15 protein-coding genes are annotated in these 14071 nt (G+C 70.5%); 4 read left to right on the top strand and 11 right to left on the bottom strand.

Translation table 11 applies throughout. The features are described 5' to 3' along the window. The 3 genes from VHU88_06840 to VHU88_06830 form a co-directional block, all read right to left on the bottom strand. A partial coding sequence (locus VHU88_06840) for a DUF222 domain-containing protein (protein ID HEX3611387.1) occupies positions 1 to 480 on the bottom strand: 480 nt, incomplete at its 3' end. Positions 481 to 928: 448 nt separating this feature from the next. Then, positions 929 to 2110 carry a plastocyanin/azurin family copper-binding protein gene (locus VHU88_06835; protein ID HEX3611386.1) on the bottom strand — a complete coding sequence of 394 codons (1182 nt, stop codon included), beginning with the start codon at positions 2108 to 2110 and terminating at the stop codon, positions 929 to 931. A 321-nt stretch (positions 2111 to 2431) separates the two neighbouring features. Further along, on the bottom strand, positions 2432 to 3334 hold the full coding sequence (locus VHU88_06830; protein HEX3611385.1) for a PPK2 family polyphosphate kinase: 903 nt from the start codon (positions 3332 to 3334) through the stop codon (positions 2432 to 2434). A gap of 131 nt (positions 3335 to 3465) precedes the next feature. Between VHU88_06830 and zwf the strand changes: the two genes are divergently transcribed. Next, positions 3466 to 4935 (top strand): glucose-6-phosphate dehydrogenase, encoded by a 1470-nt coding sequence (gene zwf / locus VHU88_06825; GenBank protein ID HEX3611384.1) that lies wholly within the window; start codon positions 3466 to 3468, stop codon positions 4933 to 4935. Positions 4936 to 4959: 24 nt separating this feature from the next. On the opposite strand, the gene VHU88_06820 is transcribed toward zwf, so the two are convergent. Further along, positions 4960 to 5901 carry a glycerophosphodiester phosphodiesterase family protein gene (locus VHU88_06820; protein HEX3611383.1) on the bottom strand — a complete coding sequence of 314 codons (942 nt, stop codon included), beginning with the start codon at positions 5899 to 5901 and terminating at the stop codon, positions 4960 to 4962. A 240-nt stretch (positions 5902 to 6141) separates the two neighbouring features. Here VHU88_06820 and VHU88_06815 point away from each other — a divergent pair, with 240 nt between their 5' ends. Continuing rightward, complete coding sequence (locus VHU88_06815) at positions 6142 to 6588, top strand: MarR family winged helix-turn-helix transcriptional regulator (protein ID HEX3611382.1); 447 nt, start codon at positions 6142 to 6144, stop codon at positions 6586 to 6588. Positions 6589 to 6592: 4 nt separating this feature from the next. Here the strand turns inward: VHU88_06815 and VHU88_06810 are convergent, their stop codons facing one another. Continuing rightward, a complete protein-coding gene (locus VHU88_06810; protein HEX3611381.1) occupies positions 6593 to 6814 on the bottom strand; it encodes a hypothetical protein in 222 nt (73 codons plus the stop codon). 256 nt (positions 6815 to 7070) lie between these two features. Between VHU88_06810 and VHU88_06805 the strand changes: the two genes are divergently transcribed. After that, complete coding sequence (locus VHU88_06805; protein HEX3611380.1) at positions 7071 to 7214, top strand: hypothetical protein; 144 nt, start codon at positions 7071 to 7073, stop codon at positions 7212 to 7214. Positions 7215 to 7677: 463 nt separating this feature from the next. On the opposite strand, the gene VHU88_06800 is transcribed toward VHU88_06805, so the two are convergent. The 3 genes from VHU88_06800 to VHU88_06790 all read right to left on the bottom strand — a co-directional run bounded on the left by VHU88_06800 (position 7678) and on the right by VHU88_06790 (position 10230). Next, entirely contained in the window at positions 7678 to 8628 is a 951-nt protein-coding gene (locus VHU88_06800; protein ID HEX3611379.1) for a hypothetical protein, read from the bottom strand. Between the two features lie 265 nt (positions 8629 to 8893). Next, entirely contained in the window at positions 8894 to 9718 is an 825-nt protein-coding gene (locus tag VHU88_06795; protein ID HEX3611378.1) for a discoidin domain-containing protein, read from the bottom strand. Positions 9719 to 9789: 71 nt separating this feature from the next. Continuing rightward, positions 9790 to 10230, bottom strand: a complete 441-nt coding sequence (locus tag VHU88_06790; protein HEX3611377.1) for an OsmC family peroxiredoxin — start codon at positions 10228 to 10230, stop codon at positions 9790 to 9792. A 203-nt stretch (positions 10231 to 10433) separates the two neighbouring features. Between VHU88_06790 and VHU88_06785 the strand changes: the two genes are divergently transcribed. Beyond that, complete coding sequence (locus VHU88_06785; protein ID HEX3611376.1) at positions 10434 to 10907, top strand: hypothetical protein; 474 nt, start codon at positions 10434 to 10436, stop codon at positions 10905 to 10907. A gap of 41 nt (positions 10908 to 10948) precedes the next feature. On the opposite strand, the gene VHU88_06780 is transcribed toward VHU88_06785, so the two are convergent. The 3 genes from VHU88_06780 to VHU88_06770 form a co-directional block, all read right to left on the bottom strand. Beyond that, positions 10949 to 11296, bottom strand: coding sequence for an STAS domain-containing protein (locus VHU88_06780; protein ID HEX3611375.1), 348 nt, complete (start codon positions 11294 to 11296; stop codon positions 10949 to 10951). 93 nt (positions 11297 to 11389) lie between these two features. Beyond that, on the bottom strand, positions 11390 to 13447 hold the full coding sequence (locus VHU88_06775) for an ATP-binding SpoIIE family protein phosphatase (GenBank protein HEX3611374.1): 2058 nt from the start codon (positions 13445 to 13447) through the stop codon (positions 11390 to 11392). After that, on the bottom strand, positions 13444 to 14070 hold the full coding sequence (locus VHU88_06770; GenBank protein HEX3611373.1) for a response regulator: 627 nt from the start codon (positions 14068 to 14070) through the stop codon (positions 13444 to 13446). The genes VHU88_06775 and VHU88_06770 overlap by 4 nt, the downstream gene beginning before the upstream one ends. Between the last annotated feature and the right edge of the window lies 1 nt (position 14071).

The raw sequence follows: 14071 nt of genomic DNA, 5'->3' as shown, positions 1-14071 counted from the left end.
GGTCTCCTCGCGGGGTTGCACGCCGTCGGGGTCGAGGTAGTGCTCCAGGACCTTGGTCAGTTTGCGGATCTGCGTGGCGTTGAGCTGGGCGGCGTGCTCGAGCAGGATCTCCTCGACCTCGACCTGCTGCTCCACCGAAGCTACGTTCGGCAGCCCCGACACCACCTCGACGATGGCCTTGGCCCGGTCCCGACAGATCAGCCCCTCGGCCAAGGCCGCACCGGTGTCGGCCAGCTTCGACCCCAGTGCCTCGGCCAGTTTCACCACGGTGGCGGCCTCGGCCGGGACCCCACGCTCGATCACCTCACGCACCAAGCAGAGTTCGACCGACTCGATCTGGGCCCGAACCTGATGCCAGTCCCGCAACAGTTCGACGACCTGCCCACCACTGCAGGACCACAAATCATTCTCGAGGTATTTCCGCGCAACGGTCAGAGCTGTCTCGAATTCCGAGACCGACCCGAGCACCGCGTTATCCATGACCCAATATTAATCCAGGACACCGACAAAAACCGGCGAACCGGAAAACGAATCCGCACGAAAGCGGGGCGCCGAACCAAGATTTTGGCCGGTGTCCTGTCTCGGTGCGGGACCGCACAGCCACGTACGCTGATCGGCGTCGGGCGGTGTTCTCCCGCCCGACCGAAGGCGCCCGATGTGGCTGTGCGGTAAGGGCCCCGCACCGAGACAGGTGGCTAAAATCTTGCCCCCTGAGACACATCCGCCCCGCCCCAACCGGAGCAGATCCGTTGCACCCCTACCGCCGTTATTCCGGCGCAGGTCCGTCGAGGTGCCTGTTACGATTACTGAGCCAGGCGCTGGATATCAATTCGACCGTGATACGACGCCGAAAACGAAACGGGCCGCCACGTCTCTCGACGCGGCGGCCCGTTCGGGATGCAGGGCACGTTCTAAATGCGGCCGTTCGTCAGTGCATAGGCCCGGCCGGCATGGCGCTGGCGCCCGACCCGCTGCCCGAGGCGAGCATTGCCTGAAGCAGCGCCGCGTGCGCGGCCGCCCAGTTCTGGAAGTCGCCGATGTCCTCGAGCTGCTGGCCCGGCGAGCGGCTCCAGTGCGCGGCGTCCATGTGCTGCATGAACGGGCCGGTGACCGGGCCGGAGTACGCCGGGCTGCCCTTGCCGACGGCCGGGTCGAACATCATCCGGAACAGCGCCTCGTGCGATTTCAGCCAGGTGTCGAGGTCGGCGATGTCCTTGGCCTGACCGGCCGGCGACCGGTTCCAGTGCGCGACGTCCATGTGCTGCAGGAACGTGCCGACCCCAGGGGCCTGGCCCAGCGTGGACTGGCGCCCGACCTCGTAGTCGAGCATCTGCCGGAACAGGTACTCGTGGCTGAGCATCCAGGTGTCGAAGTCCGCGATGTCGTGCACCTGGCCGGCTCCCGAGCGGTTGAAGTGCGCGGCCTGCAGGTGCTTCATGAACGGGTCCGAGGCGCCGCTGACCGGGTCGGTCGCCGGTGTCCAACCGTCGTCGCTGCTCGCCGGCGTGGTGGCAGTGCCGTTGTCCGGTTGGCTCGGCGCACTCATCGAGCCCATGTTGTCTTTCGGGGTGCTCGAGGAGTTGCCACCCTCGGTGGTGCCCGGCTTCTTGTCCGGCGGGGTCGGGGTGGCGGTCGTGATCTCGGCCTTGGGCATCTTGGTGGGCTTGGCGGTGGCCTTCGTGGCCGGGGCCGCGGGAGCGGCCGGAACCACCGTGACGACGGCCTTCATGTCCGGGTGGACGGCGCAGTAGTACTCGTAGGTGCCGGGCTTGGCGAATGTGTAGGAGAACGCCTTGCCCTTGGCGAATGCGCCGGAGTCGAAAGCGACCGGGGCCTTGGTGGTGGTCACGGTGTGCGGAGCGTCGTCCTCGTTGGTCCAGGTGACGACGGTGCCGACCGGGACGGTCATGGTGGCCGGGGAGAACGCGTGCTTGACGATCGTGTCCGTTGCGGGGGCCAGCGTGGAGGTGGCCACGGCCGGAGCGGCCTGGTGTGGGGAGTGCGCAGGGGCGACCGTCGCGCGGGCGACGGGAGCCGCCACCAGCCCTAGGGCTGCGGCGACCAGGATTGCCGGCAGCGCGCGAGTGGTGGCACGGGTGCGGATACGCATCTGTATGAACTCCTTCTGAGCCTCGTGCGAAGTAACGCGTGCGGGCAGCGGGCCTCTCGATGCCCCATGGAGGTATCCGACTTGTCGGATGAAGCGACGCGGTGACCCGGGCGTTACTCGGCGGTAAGCAGATACGCACGCCGGAGAACGCTCTGTTTCGTTACACTCACGCGGCGCGGCCCGAAAATCTGACGGAAAATCAGTTTTGCTGCATGCAAAGGATTCTCACTGGACCGCGAATGCCGGGTGCGAGAGATCCGGTGACATGCGGGACGCATTTTCGAAAACCCCCGGAAACATCGCAGGCTCGAGCCGGGTGGCTCAGGCGTCCGGTTCGGCCAGCAACCGGGCCCGGGCGGCCTCCAGCGCGGCCCGGTGCGCGGAGTCCGGCTCGGGGATCGCCGGGTGCATCCCCTGCAGGGTGTGCACGATGACCCCGGCGACCAGGGCCCGCATGAGCGGCTTGTCGTCTGCCGGGATCACGTACCAGGGGGCATGCTCGCTCGAGGTGGCGCTCAGCGCCTCACCGTAGGCGTGCCGGTAAGCGTCGAAGTACTCTCGCTCGGCGAGGTCCGCGGCAGAGAACTTCCAATGTTTGCTCGGGTCGTTCAAGCGCTCCAGCAGCCGCCGACGCTGCTCGGCCTTCGACACGTGCAGGAAGAATTTCGTCACCGTCGTACCGCTGTGACTCAGGTGCCGCTCGAATGCGTTGATGGCCTCGAACCGGGAGGCCCACAACTTCGACCCGTTCCGCGAACCGGCCGACTCGAGCAGGTCCGGATGCACGCGGACCACCAGGACGTCCTCGTAGTACGACCGGTTGAAGACCTCGATCCGGCCGCGCTGTGGCAGCGCCCGCACGCTGCGCCACAGGAAGTCGTGGCTCAGCTCCTCGGCCGAGGGTTGCTTGAACGAGCTCACCCCCACGCCCTGCGGATTGACGCCGGCCAGGACGTGGCTGATCGTGCCGTCCTTTCCCGCCGCGTCCAGGCCCTGGAACACCAGCAGCAGCGCTTGTCGGGACTCGGCGGCCAGCAGCTCCTGCAGCTCCCGCAGGCGCTGGCCGAAGCTGGTCAGGGCCGCTGTCGCGGCCTGCTTCGGGGTCCCGCCAGTCGGTAGGTCGAGCCAGTCGGCTGCGGTTCGGTCGGTGCGACGGTGGTCCAGCCGGGCGAGCTCGCCGGGCGCCACGGCCAGCTCCGCGACGACGCTGCCGGCCAACTTCATCGGACCTCACCTCTAGTCTGGACGTCGAGGACCCTCTTGCCGGAACCCGTCGGACGACTTCTGGACACCCTACGGAAACCTCGTCCGGCTAGGTTCCGGCCAGTTCGCACCTCCGGCGGAAGGCGACCGCGTTGGCCGAGCACATGACGTTCGAGGAACACCCGACGCATCGGTGGTACGACCTGCCGCACCCGCAGGTCGTGGTGCTGTTCGGCGCGACCGGTGACCTGGCCCGGCGCAAGTTGCTGCCCGGCCTGCTCCGGCTGTCGGCCTCCGGACTCGTCCCGGACTGCCGGGTGGTGGGCACCTCGCTGGACGAGTTGGACGACGCCAGCTTCCGCGCGTTCGCTCACGAGGCGTGCAGGCAGTTCTCCACGCACAAGGTGCTCGACTCGGCGTGGGAGGCCTTCGCGGAGCGGCTGAGCTACGTGCCGACCTCGGCCGGGCCCGAGGGGCTGGGCGCCTGCGTCGGGCGGGCCGAGGACGAACTCGGGGGACTGGTCGAACGGCTGCACTACCTGTCGATCCCGCCCAGCGCGGCTCCGGGCGTCATCCGCTCGCTGGCCGACGCGAAGCTCGTCGAACGGGCGCGGATCATCCTGGAGAAGCCCTTCGGCACCGACGTGGACAGCGCCCGCCGGCTGAACGCCACGCTGCACGAGATCTTCACCGAGGAGCAGGTCTTCCGGATCGACCACTTCCTCGGCAAGGAGGCGGCTCAGAACATCCTGGCGTTCCGGTTCGCCAACGGACTGTTCGAGCCGATCTGGAACCGCAACCACATCGACCACGTGCAGATCGACGTCCCGGAGACGCTCGACTGCGGCGGCCGGGCCGGCTTCTACGAGGGCTGCGGCGCCTACCGCGACATGGTGGTCACGCACCTGTTCCAAGTGCTGGCGTTCATGGCGATGGAGCCGCCGGCGGCTTTGGAACCCGAGGCGATCGCCGAGGAGAAGAATAAAGTCTTCCGTTCGCTCAAACCGATCACCACGGAGAACGTGGTCCGCGGGCAGTACATCGGTTACCGCGGTGAACCGGGGGTCGCTGCGGACTCCGAGACCGAGACGTTCATCGCGTTGCGGGCGGAGATCGACAACTGGCGCTGGGCCGGGGTGCCGTTCTACCTGCGTACCGGCAAACGGATGGCCGAGGGGGCGCGCATCATCTCGATCGCGTTCCGGGAGCCGCCGCGGTCGATGTTCCCGTCCGGGTCCGGCGTGGGGGCGCACGGGCCGGACCACCTGACCTTCGACCTGGCCGACCACGCGAAGCTCTCGTTGTCCTTCTACGGCAAGCGCCCGGGTCGCGGCATGCGCCTGGAGAAGCTGAGCATGCAGTTCGCGATGGACGACACCCGCATGGCCGAGGACGTCCTGGAGGCCTACGAGCGGCTGATCCACGACGCGATGTGCGGCGACCGAACCCTGTTCAACACCGCCGAAGGCATCGAGCGGGTGTGGGCGGCCTCGGCGCCGCTGCTGAGAGACCCGCCGCCGGTGCGGCCGTACCCGCCCGGGTCGTGGGGTCCGAACGCGATCCACCAACTGATAGCGCCGCACGCGTGGCGGTTGCCGTTCGAACGCGGTTGGCGCCCCTGAGGCGGCGTCAGGTCCGCGCGCCGGTCACCCCGATTGCGGCCCGCCGGCAGGCGGCGAGCTGAACGTCACGGCACCGGCAGCCGGGCTGGGGCCTCGGCCCAGCCGATCCAGCGTCCGGGCGATGTCGTCGGCGGCGATCGCCGGCACATCGAGGGCGAGCAGTTCCTCCAACGACTGCGGATGGTCCTGCGAGCCGATCAGCAGCTTCCCGCGCTTGGCCGCGGTCTCGACATCGGCACGGGTCAGATGGACGTCCCAGCCGTACAGCACCTTCCACGGGCCGTTCAGTGCCTCGGCCTTGTCGGAGTCGTGGAAGACCAGGCCCAGCCGCCGGGCGCCGGCGGCGCGCAGCCGGTACAGGATCGAGTCGTTGTCGGCGATCATCGTGGCGCGCGAGTTGTCGGCCAGGCCGTAACGGCGCATGACTGCCATGATCACCTGGGCGTCGTCCCGGTTGCGCAGCTCCTTCGCGTGCACCAGCAGCGGCATGGTCCGGGACTTGGCCGTGATGAACTTCAGTGCCTCGTCGAACGTCGGGACGTGCTGGAAGCCGAAGCGAGGGAAGTGCGCCGCGGCGTTGCACCGGCGGACCTTCGCCGCGGTCTGGTCCTCGACCGGGCCGCGGCAGTCGGTGGTCCGGTTCAGAGTGTCGTCGTGCAGGACGACCGGGACACCGTCCCGGGTCAGCCGGATGTCGAAGACGATCCCGTCGACACCGGCCGCGATCGAGTTCGCGAACGCCGGCAGCGTCGACTCCGGGGTAGCGGTCTCCCCGCCGCGGTGGGCGATGATCTGGATGCGATGCGCGGCGTGCCCGCCGAGGGCGGGTCCGGCCTGCTGGTGCGCGACCGGCTTGGGGTTGCCGCTCGCGAGGTGACCCCAGGCAGGCTGATCGTTGGTGGCGGTCACGCCGAGGGTGGCGGCCAGGAACACCGACGCCGTGACGAAGACGGTCCGTGCGGCCAACCGATTCGCCCCCTGTGCCACGGCAACGCGCCCGCGCCGCGCGGGTGCCTGGGACGATGGGACGACGCCGCCGGCGTGCGCGGGATCCCCCGTCGACCGAATGAGTGAGGCCGATGTCCCCCACAGGGGTGGAACGAGTCTGACGATCAGTCAGATTGCGCACCGGTCGGGCGAAACGGGCCTACCGGTCGGCAGTGGGCGTTCGGGACTTACCGGCCGGCGCGGCGCTAGCATGCTGCGGTGCCCGACGACGAGATTGTCATCCCGGCCCTGCTGCGTGCTGCCCGTGGCTCCTACGGGCGGGTGATCCGCGCCAGATTGGCCGCCTGCGGGTGCGAGGACATGCCGCGCAACGGCGCATTCGTCCTCGGCGGGATGGCCAACCGCGGGGCCTCGGCCGGCGCGATGCTCGGCGGCCTCGGCGTCACCCGGACCGCCGGCTACGAACTGCTCGATGTGCTGGTCGTCCGGGGCTACCTGGAGCGCGTCGCGGCGCCGGACGACCCGATGTGCATCGAGACCCGCCTGACGGGGCGCGGGCACGCCGCCGGGCTGGCGATCGCCGACGCCATCGCCGAGGTCGACGAGGAACTGACCAAGCGCATCACCGCCCAGGAACTGGCCGGGCTGCGCGCCGGACTGGGTGCGCTGGCGGCCCTGGCGGCTGACCGGGGCGAGCCGGGCTGACGGGTCAGGCCGGCCCGCGGCCGCCGTTGATCAGGGCGATCAACGAGGTTCGCGGCCGGGTGACCTGGCGGCCGACGCGCAGGCGGTCGTCGTGCCGCGGTTGGGCCGGTCGTAGGCGACGCAGGAAGGCAGGACGCAGCAAGGCAGGACGCAGCAAGGCAGGACGCAGCAAGGCGGGACGCAGGAAGGCGGACAGCGTCGGCCGAGCCGGGTGTGTCGACGTCATCTCGGCGCTCATTCCGGTACCTCCCACGCGAGACTTCCCACGACACGCAATTCTCACTCCATTACGGGCGATCCGCCCGCAATCGCCGTAGGACACACCTACTCGCGTCAGGTGGACGACCGGCGGCTCGCCGGTGACGCCTGGCTGAGCGGATTCTTATGCTTCGGCTGCGTGCGCGGTGGGCAGGCCTCGGGGGAGTAGCGGTCCGGCGTACCCGGCGTCGGCATCCGTGAAATCCGTGAAGGAGGTCTGACAGATGCTGTTGATCGTTGCGCTCCTGGTGGCGATCCTGTTCGGCGGGCTCACCTTCGTCGCCCACATCGTGTGGTTCGGGCTCGTTGCGGGGCTGGTTGTCGCGATCGCCGTGCACGTCAGCAAGAGCCTCACCCGCGGCGCCTGACCCGGCACGAACGCGGGGAGCACTGATCGGGCCCCACGCGACTCGCGTGGAATATCCGAATTTTTGTCGCGTTCACCCCGGTTCGGCCGGACTCAGGCGTCCGGGTCTGCCGCCATCGGCAGGTCCGAGCAACAGCAGTCGTCCGAGCAGGCGACCAGCCGCACTCCGCGGTCCACGACGCACTCGCAGTCTGCGCAGTTCATTCGCATGCCCCCATCCTGCCTCGGGCGGGTAGTTGCGCGGCGTGCCTGTAGGTCACCGAAAATTCGTGATCCGGCACGTTTGTCGCCGCCGGTGGCGGGTAGCTCACGGTTGCCCGAAACTCTCGGGGTCGCCACGGGCCGCTGCCATCGGTCTCGTGAACGGCGCTTTGCGGGCATCTGTTGCAAAGCCCTGAACCCGCCGCCGGAAGGCCACCGGCGGCGGTAGGCGTTGGTGGGCCTGGTGTGGTTCCGGGTTTCCTCTATGGGGCGGCCGGGGTGAACGCCTGCGGGCGGAAGCGCCCGATGCGGTTGCCGATGAACTCGGTGAACCAAAGCGCGTGATCGTCGCCCACCGCGAGTCCCTCAGGGGCCGACAGCCGGGTCGGGGTGGCCTGCTCGGTCACCCGGTGCGTGGTCGGGTCGAGCCGGGCCAGTCGGTCGAGGCCGAACTCGGTGATCCACAGCGCGTTGTCGGGCCCGGTGCGGATCGAGGCCGGGTAGCTCTTCGGCTCCGGCAGCGCCACGCGGGCGGTGGCTCCGGTGCGCGGTTCGAAGCGCCACACCGCGTCGCCGAGGTAGTCGGTGAACCACAGCGCCTTGTCGGGGCCGACTGTGAGCGCGTACGGGTCGAGCGAGGCCGCGGGCATGCGGTACTCGGTGATCCGTCCGGTTCGGGTGTCGACGCGACCGAGGCGGTTGCCGGTCTGCTCGGTGAACCACACGGCGCCGTCGGGTCCGGTGACGATCTCCATCGGGGTGGCCCCGGCGCTGGGCAACGGGTGGGAAGTGATGGCGTGGGTTCGCGGGTCGAGCCGGCCGATGCTGTTCCGGATCGGCTGGGTGAACCAGAGGGCTCCGTCCGGACCGCTCATGATCCGGGTGGGTTTGTCGTGCGGGCCGGGCAATGCGATCTCGGTGATCCGGCCGCTGCGCGGGTCGATGCGGCCGATCTTGTCGGCGGTGAACTCGGCGAACCACACCCCACCGTCGGACCCGGTGGTGATCGACATCGGCCCGGCCGCGGGCGTGGGCAACGGGTAGTCGATGACGTCGCGGGTCGCCGGGTCGACGCGGCCGATCCGGTCGGCGATCTGCTCGGTGAACCACAGCACCCCATGCGGTCCCACCGCGATCGCGTCCGGTGCGCTGTTGCGCTGGGGCAGCAGATACTCGGTGATCGCCGGTGGCGCGGGCGTGGCCGCGTGGGCCACGGTCGGCGCGGTGCCGACGCAGAGTCCCAGAGCGATCGATGCGCACGCCGACCGTCTGGCCGACCGCGGACGGCGAACTCGCCGGGCCGCGGTCCTGGGACAGACGATGGGGAAGGTGCGCACGGCTTCACGTCCCAACGGCGCGCCACAACGCGTCCGAGTGCGGCTCACGAATCGGTACCGGTCACCTGCCCGGGGCCGGTGTCGGACAAACCAGCATCACGGGGACGTGCGCCGAGCGTCGAACCGGACAACTGACGCAACGTCAGTTCCCGTAGATCGCGATGTCCTGCACCCCGGGGTTGCCGCCGGTGCTGTGCACCACCGCGATGCGGACGACTCGACCGCGGGTGTGCAGCGGGATCATGGACAGGCCGGGAGTGGTCTTGAACGGGCCGTAGCGGTGGCCGTCGACGACGACCTCGATCGCGGTGACGATCGAGGTCCCGTCGCTCATCTGCCGGGTGCGAAAGCCGATCCCAGTCACGTTCGAGACACGCCCGAGGTCGATGGTGATCGAGGCGTGGTCGCCGTCGCCGGCGCTCGACCACTCGGTGGCCGGATTGCCGTCGATGGCGTTCGCGCCTGCGTACTTGGCGCTGTACTCCGAGCTGACCGCGGTGACCTTCGCGCCCAGCGCCAGGTTCTTCCCGGCCGGCAGACTCGGCGCGGCAGCGGTGCGGAACGTGCCGCCGGCACCGGCGTACTGCTGCCCGTCGGCGGTGCCGACGAAGCGGTAGTAGTAAGTGGTCGCGGGCTGCAGGCCGAGCATCTCAGCCTGGTGGGTGGTGTGGCCGTCGGACCCCATGGAGGCGTCGGTCGCCCAACCGTCGGTGGCGGCCGGGGTGCGTCCGTAGTACACGCGGCAGTCCGCGTTCTTCGAGGTGTGCGCGACCAGCAGCGCCGAGGTGCCGCCTGGCTCGGGCGTGACAGTGGGCGTGCCGGTGAGCAGTTGGGCTGCGGGCAACGCGGTCGAGTTCGGTGCCGCGGAGGGCACCCCAGCCGCGTCGACCGCCGCGCCGCTCGAGCTGCCACAGGCGCCGAGCAGGCTCAGCATGAGCAGCCCGGCACTCCAACCGACGACTCGCATCCCGCCTCCGTCCTCGAGCCTAAGCGCCCGTGGCAAACGTCAGCGGCGCGAGGTCGGGGCTTTCATCCCCGCTAGCTGTCCAGGGCCGCGTCCAGGGTGATCTCGACGCCGGTCAGCGCCTTGCTGACCGGACAGCCCGCCTTGGCCTGCTCGGCGACCTCCGCGAAGCCGGCGGCGTCGAGGCCGTCGACCTCGCCGCGCACGGTGATCTTGATGCCGGTCAGTCGGAAGCCGCCGGCCGGGTCGGGGCCGAGTGACACATCGGCTCGGACCTCGAGGGCCTGTGTGGTGGCGCCGGCCTGGCCGATCAGGGCGGACAACGCCATCGCGTAGCAGGCGGAATGCGCCGCCGCGATGAGCTCCTCGGGGCTCGTGGTGCCACCGGCGTCGTCGGCGGCCCGCTTCGGGAACGAGACGTCGTAGGTGCCGATGCCGGAACTGGACAGTTCGACCTTGCCGCCGCCCTGCTCGAGGCTGCCGGTCCATTCGGTGCGCGCGCTGCGGGTGGGCATCCGTACCCCCTGTTGGTCGTTGCTCGGCCGTCGGGCCATGCAACCAGACCACCGGACGGGTGAATCGTGCGGGCGGGCCCCGCACACGGGACCCGGTGCGGCAAACAATTTCGCGCTCGGTGGCTTACCCGCCCGCCAATTCGGGAATCCCCTCCGGGAAGGCCCGAATCCACGGACCACCGGAAACGAAGGATGTTCGTGTCATGGCAAGTCCGGATCGACGCATCGTCGGGGCAGTGGCGGGCCTGGTGGTCGTGGGCGTCGTGCTCGTGGCCGGCAACGCCGTCTCGCTCGGTGACCTGGCCGGGTTCTCCTCGAACCACACGCAGAGCACCGGTCCGAAGCCGGGTGGCGGCGGTGGGGGCGGCGGGGGTGGCGCCGCGCCGGTTCCGACTACGGCATCAGGCCACGGCGGCGTCGTCGGCGGTCGGGCGACGGACGTCGTCGACGGCGGGGCCGGCGGGACCGATCCGACCGCGACTGTCGGGCCCGGCGGGAGCCTGGGTGGCATCGAAGGCATCGGCGGAATTTCCGGCGGTGGTGCGGGCGGCGGCGCCTCCGGCGGCGGCGGCGGATTCGCCGGCAACCAGACCCAGTCCACGAGCCAGCAGACCCAGGCCACCCCTGCGCCGGCCGCGGCCGCGGCTTCGCAAGGCAACGGCGCCGTCCCGTTCTGAGCGGATTTCGGCGTCCGAGGGCTCCGCGCGCCGAACTCCACTCAGTCGGACAGCTCCACCTCGGCCACCCGGTCCAAGCCGCAGATCCGGATCACCGAGGCGACCGCCGAGGCCGATCGCACCCTCAGCCAAAGCCCGTGCTCGGCCGCGTCGAACAGCGCCGCCACGCCGGGGCTCTGCAGCAATTGCACGTCCCGCAGGTCCACCACCAGCCGCCCGCCCGCCGCCACGGACTTCTCCATAGCCGCGCGCAACGCCCGTGACGTGCTCAGGTCGACGGGTCCCACGACCACGATCTCGCCGTCGGGACCAGAACTGATCCCGACCGGGGGGATCCCCGGCACGGCGGGTCGCGGGGTCGTCGACCCTGCAGGCACCTCGCTGGTCATGGCCAATGTTCCGCCTGTCGCCGTGGTCGAGCTCGCAGACCCACATCCTCGCCCGTTTTCCCGCCGGTGGCGCATTGGGGGGACGGTGTGTCGCTACTGCCTCGCCACCGGCGCTGCCCGGACCACGAGAACCGCCGAGTCGTCGGCGCCCGATCCGGGCCCGTGGGCGGCCGAGGCACTGTGCGCTGCCGCCGCCAGTTCGTCCGCGGTGCTGCCCGCCGCTGCCTCCAGCGCCGCGGCCAGCCCCGCCTCGCCGAACTGGCCGGTCGGCCCGACGCGCTCGGTGACGCCGTCGGTGTAGAGCACCAGCGCATCGCCCGCAGCCAGGCGGATGTCCTCCTCCGGCGGGGCGACCCAGCTGGTGGCCCCGAGCACTGTGCCGCCGTAGTCGAGCATGGAGGTGCTGCCGTCTGCGCGCAGGATCAGTGGCGGGGGGTGGCCGGACAGCGACATCCGCACCCGCAGCCCGTCCCCGTCCAGCCAGATCAGCCCCAGCGCGACAGTGCAGATCTTGCGCCGCTCGCCCATGGCCAGCAGCGACCGGTGCAGCCGGGTCAATGCCGCGGACGGGTCGATGCCGTCGCGCACCATGATCCGCAGCACCTCACGGGCGACGCCGGTGATCGACGCCGGTCCCGCGCCCTTGCCGCACACGTCGCCGACCGCGACGCCCCAGGAGCGCTCGCCTACTTCGAAGACGTCGTAGAAGTCCCCGCCGACCTCGAGTCCCTGACCCCCGGCGGCGAACCGGGCGCCGAACTCTACGCCGGATGCGGTCGGCAGCTCGAGCGGGAGCAGCGCGGCCTGCAGGGTCAGCGCGATCTCGGTCCGCTCGTGGTAGAGCCGGGCGTTGTCCAGCGCGAGCGCGACGATCCGGGCCAGGTTGCTCAGCAGAGCCGCGTCCGGGGCGGCGGGGGATTCACCGACCGCCACAACCCCGATCACCCGGCCGCGACTGCGCAGCTCCACCAACCAGCCCTCACCGAACGCCCCGAGGCCCGCGTCGCCGAACGGGACCACGCCGCCGCCGGAGACCTCGGCGTAACGGCGGGTCGCGGACCGGGCGGCCAGGTCCGCGACGGCCCGACGGGTGACCCGGTCCGCGAGTCGGGTGGTCAGCTCGGCCACGGCCTCCTCGTCGCAGTGGGCGACCCCGGACAGCTCCGGGTTCGGCCCGAACGTCGTCCAGACGGCCGACCAGTGCGACAACCGCGGGGTCACCAGCCGGGTCGCCAGGGTCGCGGCCAACCGCGGATCCAGCACTCCGGCCAACAGCTCGGCTGCCTCGACCAGCAGCGCCAACGATCCGCGGGAGCGTTCCGCGCCGGCCCGGGCCCGCTCGTCGCGCAACACGGAGCCGATGCGCGTCGCTGCCAGCCGAGCCAATGCGGCATCGTCGAAACTGGCCGGCGGACCGGCGAGCACCAATGCCCCGGCCGGTTCGCCATCCGGCCCGAGGAACGGTTCACAAACCGCCGCGTCGGCCGGGACGATGCCTCTACGCACCGAGTCCGGGTCGGGGCCCGGCCCGTCGTCGTAGGCGGCCCGGACACTCCACACCACCCCGCCCAGCGGATCGCCGCTGTCGGCGTGGAGCACCCATCCGGCGGTCCGGCCGAGGCCCTCGACGCAGCGGCGGAGCAGCTCCTCGATCACCAGCTGCGGGCTCCAGCGCTGCTCCAGATCCGGCGGGCCGAGCAGGAACCCGATGTCGCGGCGCGGGGTCGTCGCCGGTCCGTCGGTTCGCAACGCGGACGGGCCATGCCGGTCCGGTGCCTCACCCAGTCGAAACCACACGGTCTTGGCAGCGCGCTCGTACCGCGTGCCCCACTCGGAGGCAAGCGCGTCAACCAGCATCAGGCCCCGACCGCCGGTGCGGTTCGGGTCGAAGGCCGAGCCGGCCTGCACCCGGCCGGTCCCGTGGTCTGTCACCTCGACGGTCACCGCGGTCCCGCTCACGACCGCGGTCAGCGCGATCTGCGTACCGGCGTGGACGACGGCGTTGGTCACCAGCTCACTGACCAGCAGCAGGGCATCGTCGAGCAGGTGGGGCAACCCGGCGTCGGTCAGGGTCTCCCGCACCAGTTCGCGGGCCCGGCGCGGGGACAGGTCCGCGGGCGCGAGCTCAGCTGACAGCGTGGCGCCGGTCAACCCGACGCCGGCCCGGTCGGCAGCGAGTCGAGCAGTTGCTCGACCACGTGCACGGCATGCTTGGTGGCCTGTCGGACCTCGTCGGGAGCATCGGCGGCCTCGGCCAGGCTGTGCGCGACCCGGGTGGCCTCGCGAGCCGTGGCCCGCAACGCGATCACCTCGGGGTTCTCGAAGACCGCACGGGCTGCCTGCACCTGGTCGGCGTAGGCGGCCAGCTCGCGGCGGCGTTCACCCAGCTCGATGAACACCGAGACCTTCGCCCGCAGCACCCACGGGTCGAACGGTTTGCACAGGTAGTCGACCGCGCCGGCCGCGTAGCCGCGGAAGGCCTGATTCGGCTCGCCGTCGATCGCGGTCAGGAAAACGATCGGGATGTGCCGGGTCCGGTCGCGGGCCTTGATCTGCGCCGCGGTCTCGTAGCCGTCCATGCCAGGCATCTGGACGTCGAGCAGGATCAGCGCGACATCCGTGGTCAGCAGGCATTTCAGGGCCTCGGCACCGGACCCAGCGCGGATCAACTCGTGGCCGAGCCCGGCGAGGATCGCCTCCAACGCCAGCAGGTTCTCCGGCCGGTCGTCGACCATCAGGATCGTCGAAGTCGACTGGCCGGCATACGGGTTCACG

The organism is Sporichthyaceae bacterium, assembly GCA_036269075.1.
Lineage (GTDB): Bacteria > Actinomycetota > Actinomycetes > Sporichthyales > Sporichthyaceae > DASQPJ01.
The sequence above is the reverse complement of the archived record's forward strand: the minus strand, read 5'-3'. Positions and strand labels throughout refer to the sequence as shown.

Coding starts and splice junctions, on each gene's coding strand:
- VHU88_06835 (HEX3611386.1), bottom strand. CDS start 2,110: ATGCGTATCCGCACCCGTGCCACCACTCGCGCGCTGCCGGCAATCCTG.
- VHU88_06830 (HEX3611385.1), bottom strand. CDS start 3,334: ATGAAGTTGGCCGGCAGCGTCGTCGCGGAGCTGGCCGTGGCGCCCGGC.
- VHU88_06810 (HEX3611381.1), bottom strand. CDS start 6,814: ATGACGTCGACACACCCGGCTCGGCCGACGCTGTCCGCCTTCCTGCGT.
- VHU88_06805 (HEX3611380.1), top strand. CDS start 7,071: ATGCTGTTGATCGTTGCGCTCCTGGTGGCGATCCTGTTCGGCGGGCTC.
- VHU88_06795 (HEX3611378.1), bottom strand. CDS start 9,718: ATGCGAGTCGTCGGTTGGAGTGCCGGGCTGCTCATGCTGAGCCTGCTC.
- VHU88_06790 (HEX3611377.1), bottom strand. CDS start 10,230: ATGCCCACCCGCAGCGCGCGCACCGAATGGACCGGCAGCCTCGAGCAG.
- VHU88_06785 (HEX3611376.1), top strand. CDS start 10,434: ATGGCAAGTCCGGATCGACGCATCGTCGGGGCAGTGGCGGGCCTGGTG.
- VHU88_06780 (HEX3611375.1), bottom strand. CDS start 11,296: ATGACCAGCGAGGTGCCTGCAGGGTCGACGACCCCGCGACCCGCCGTG.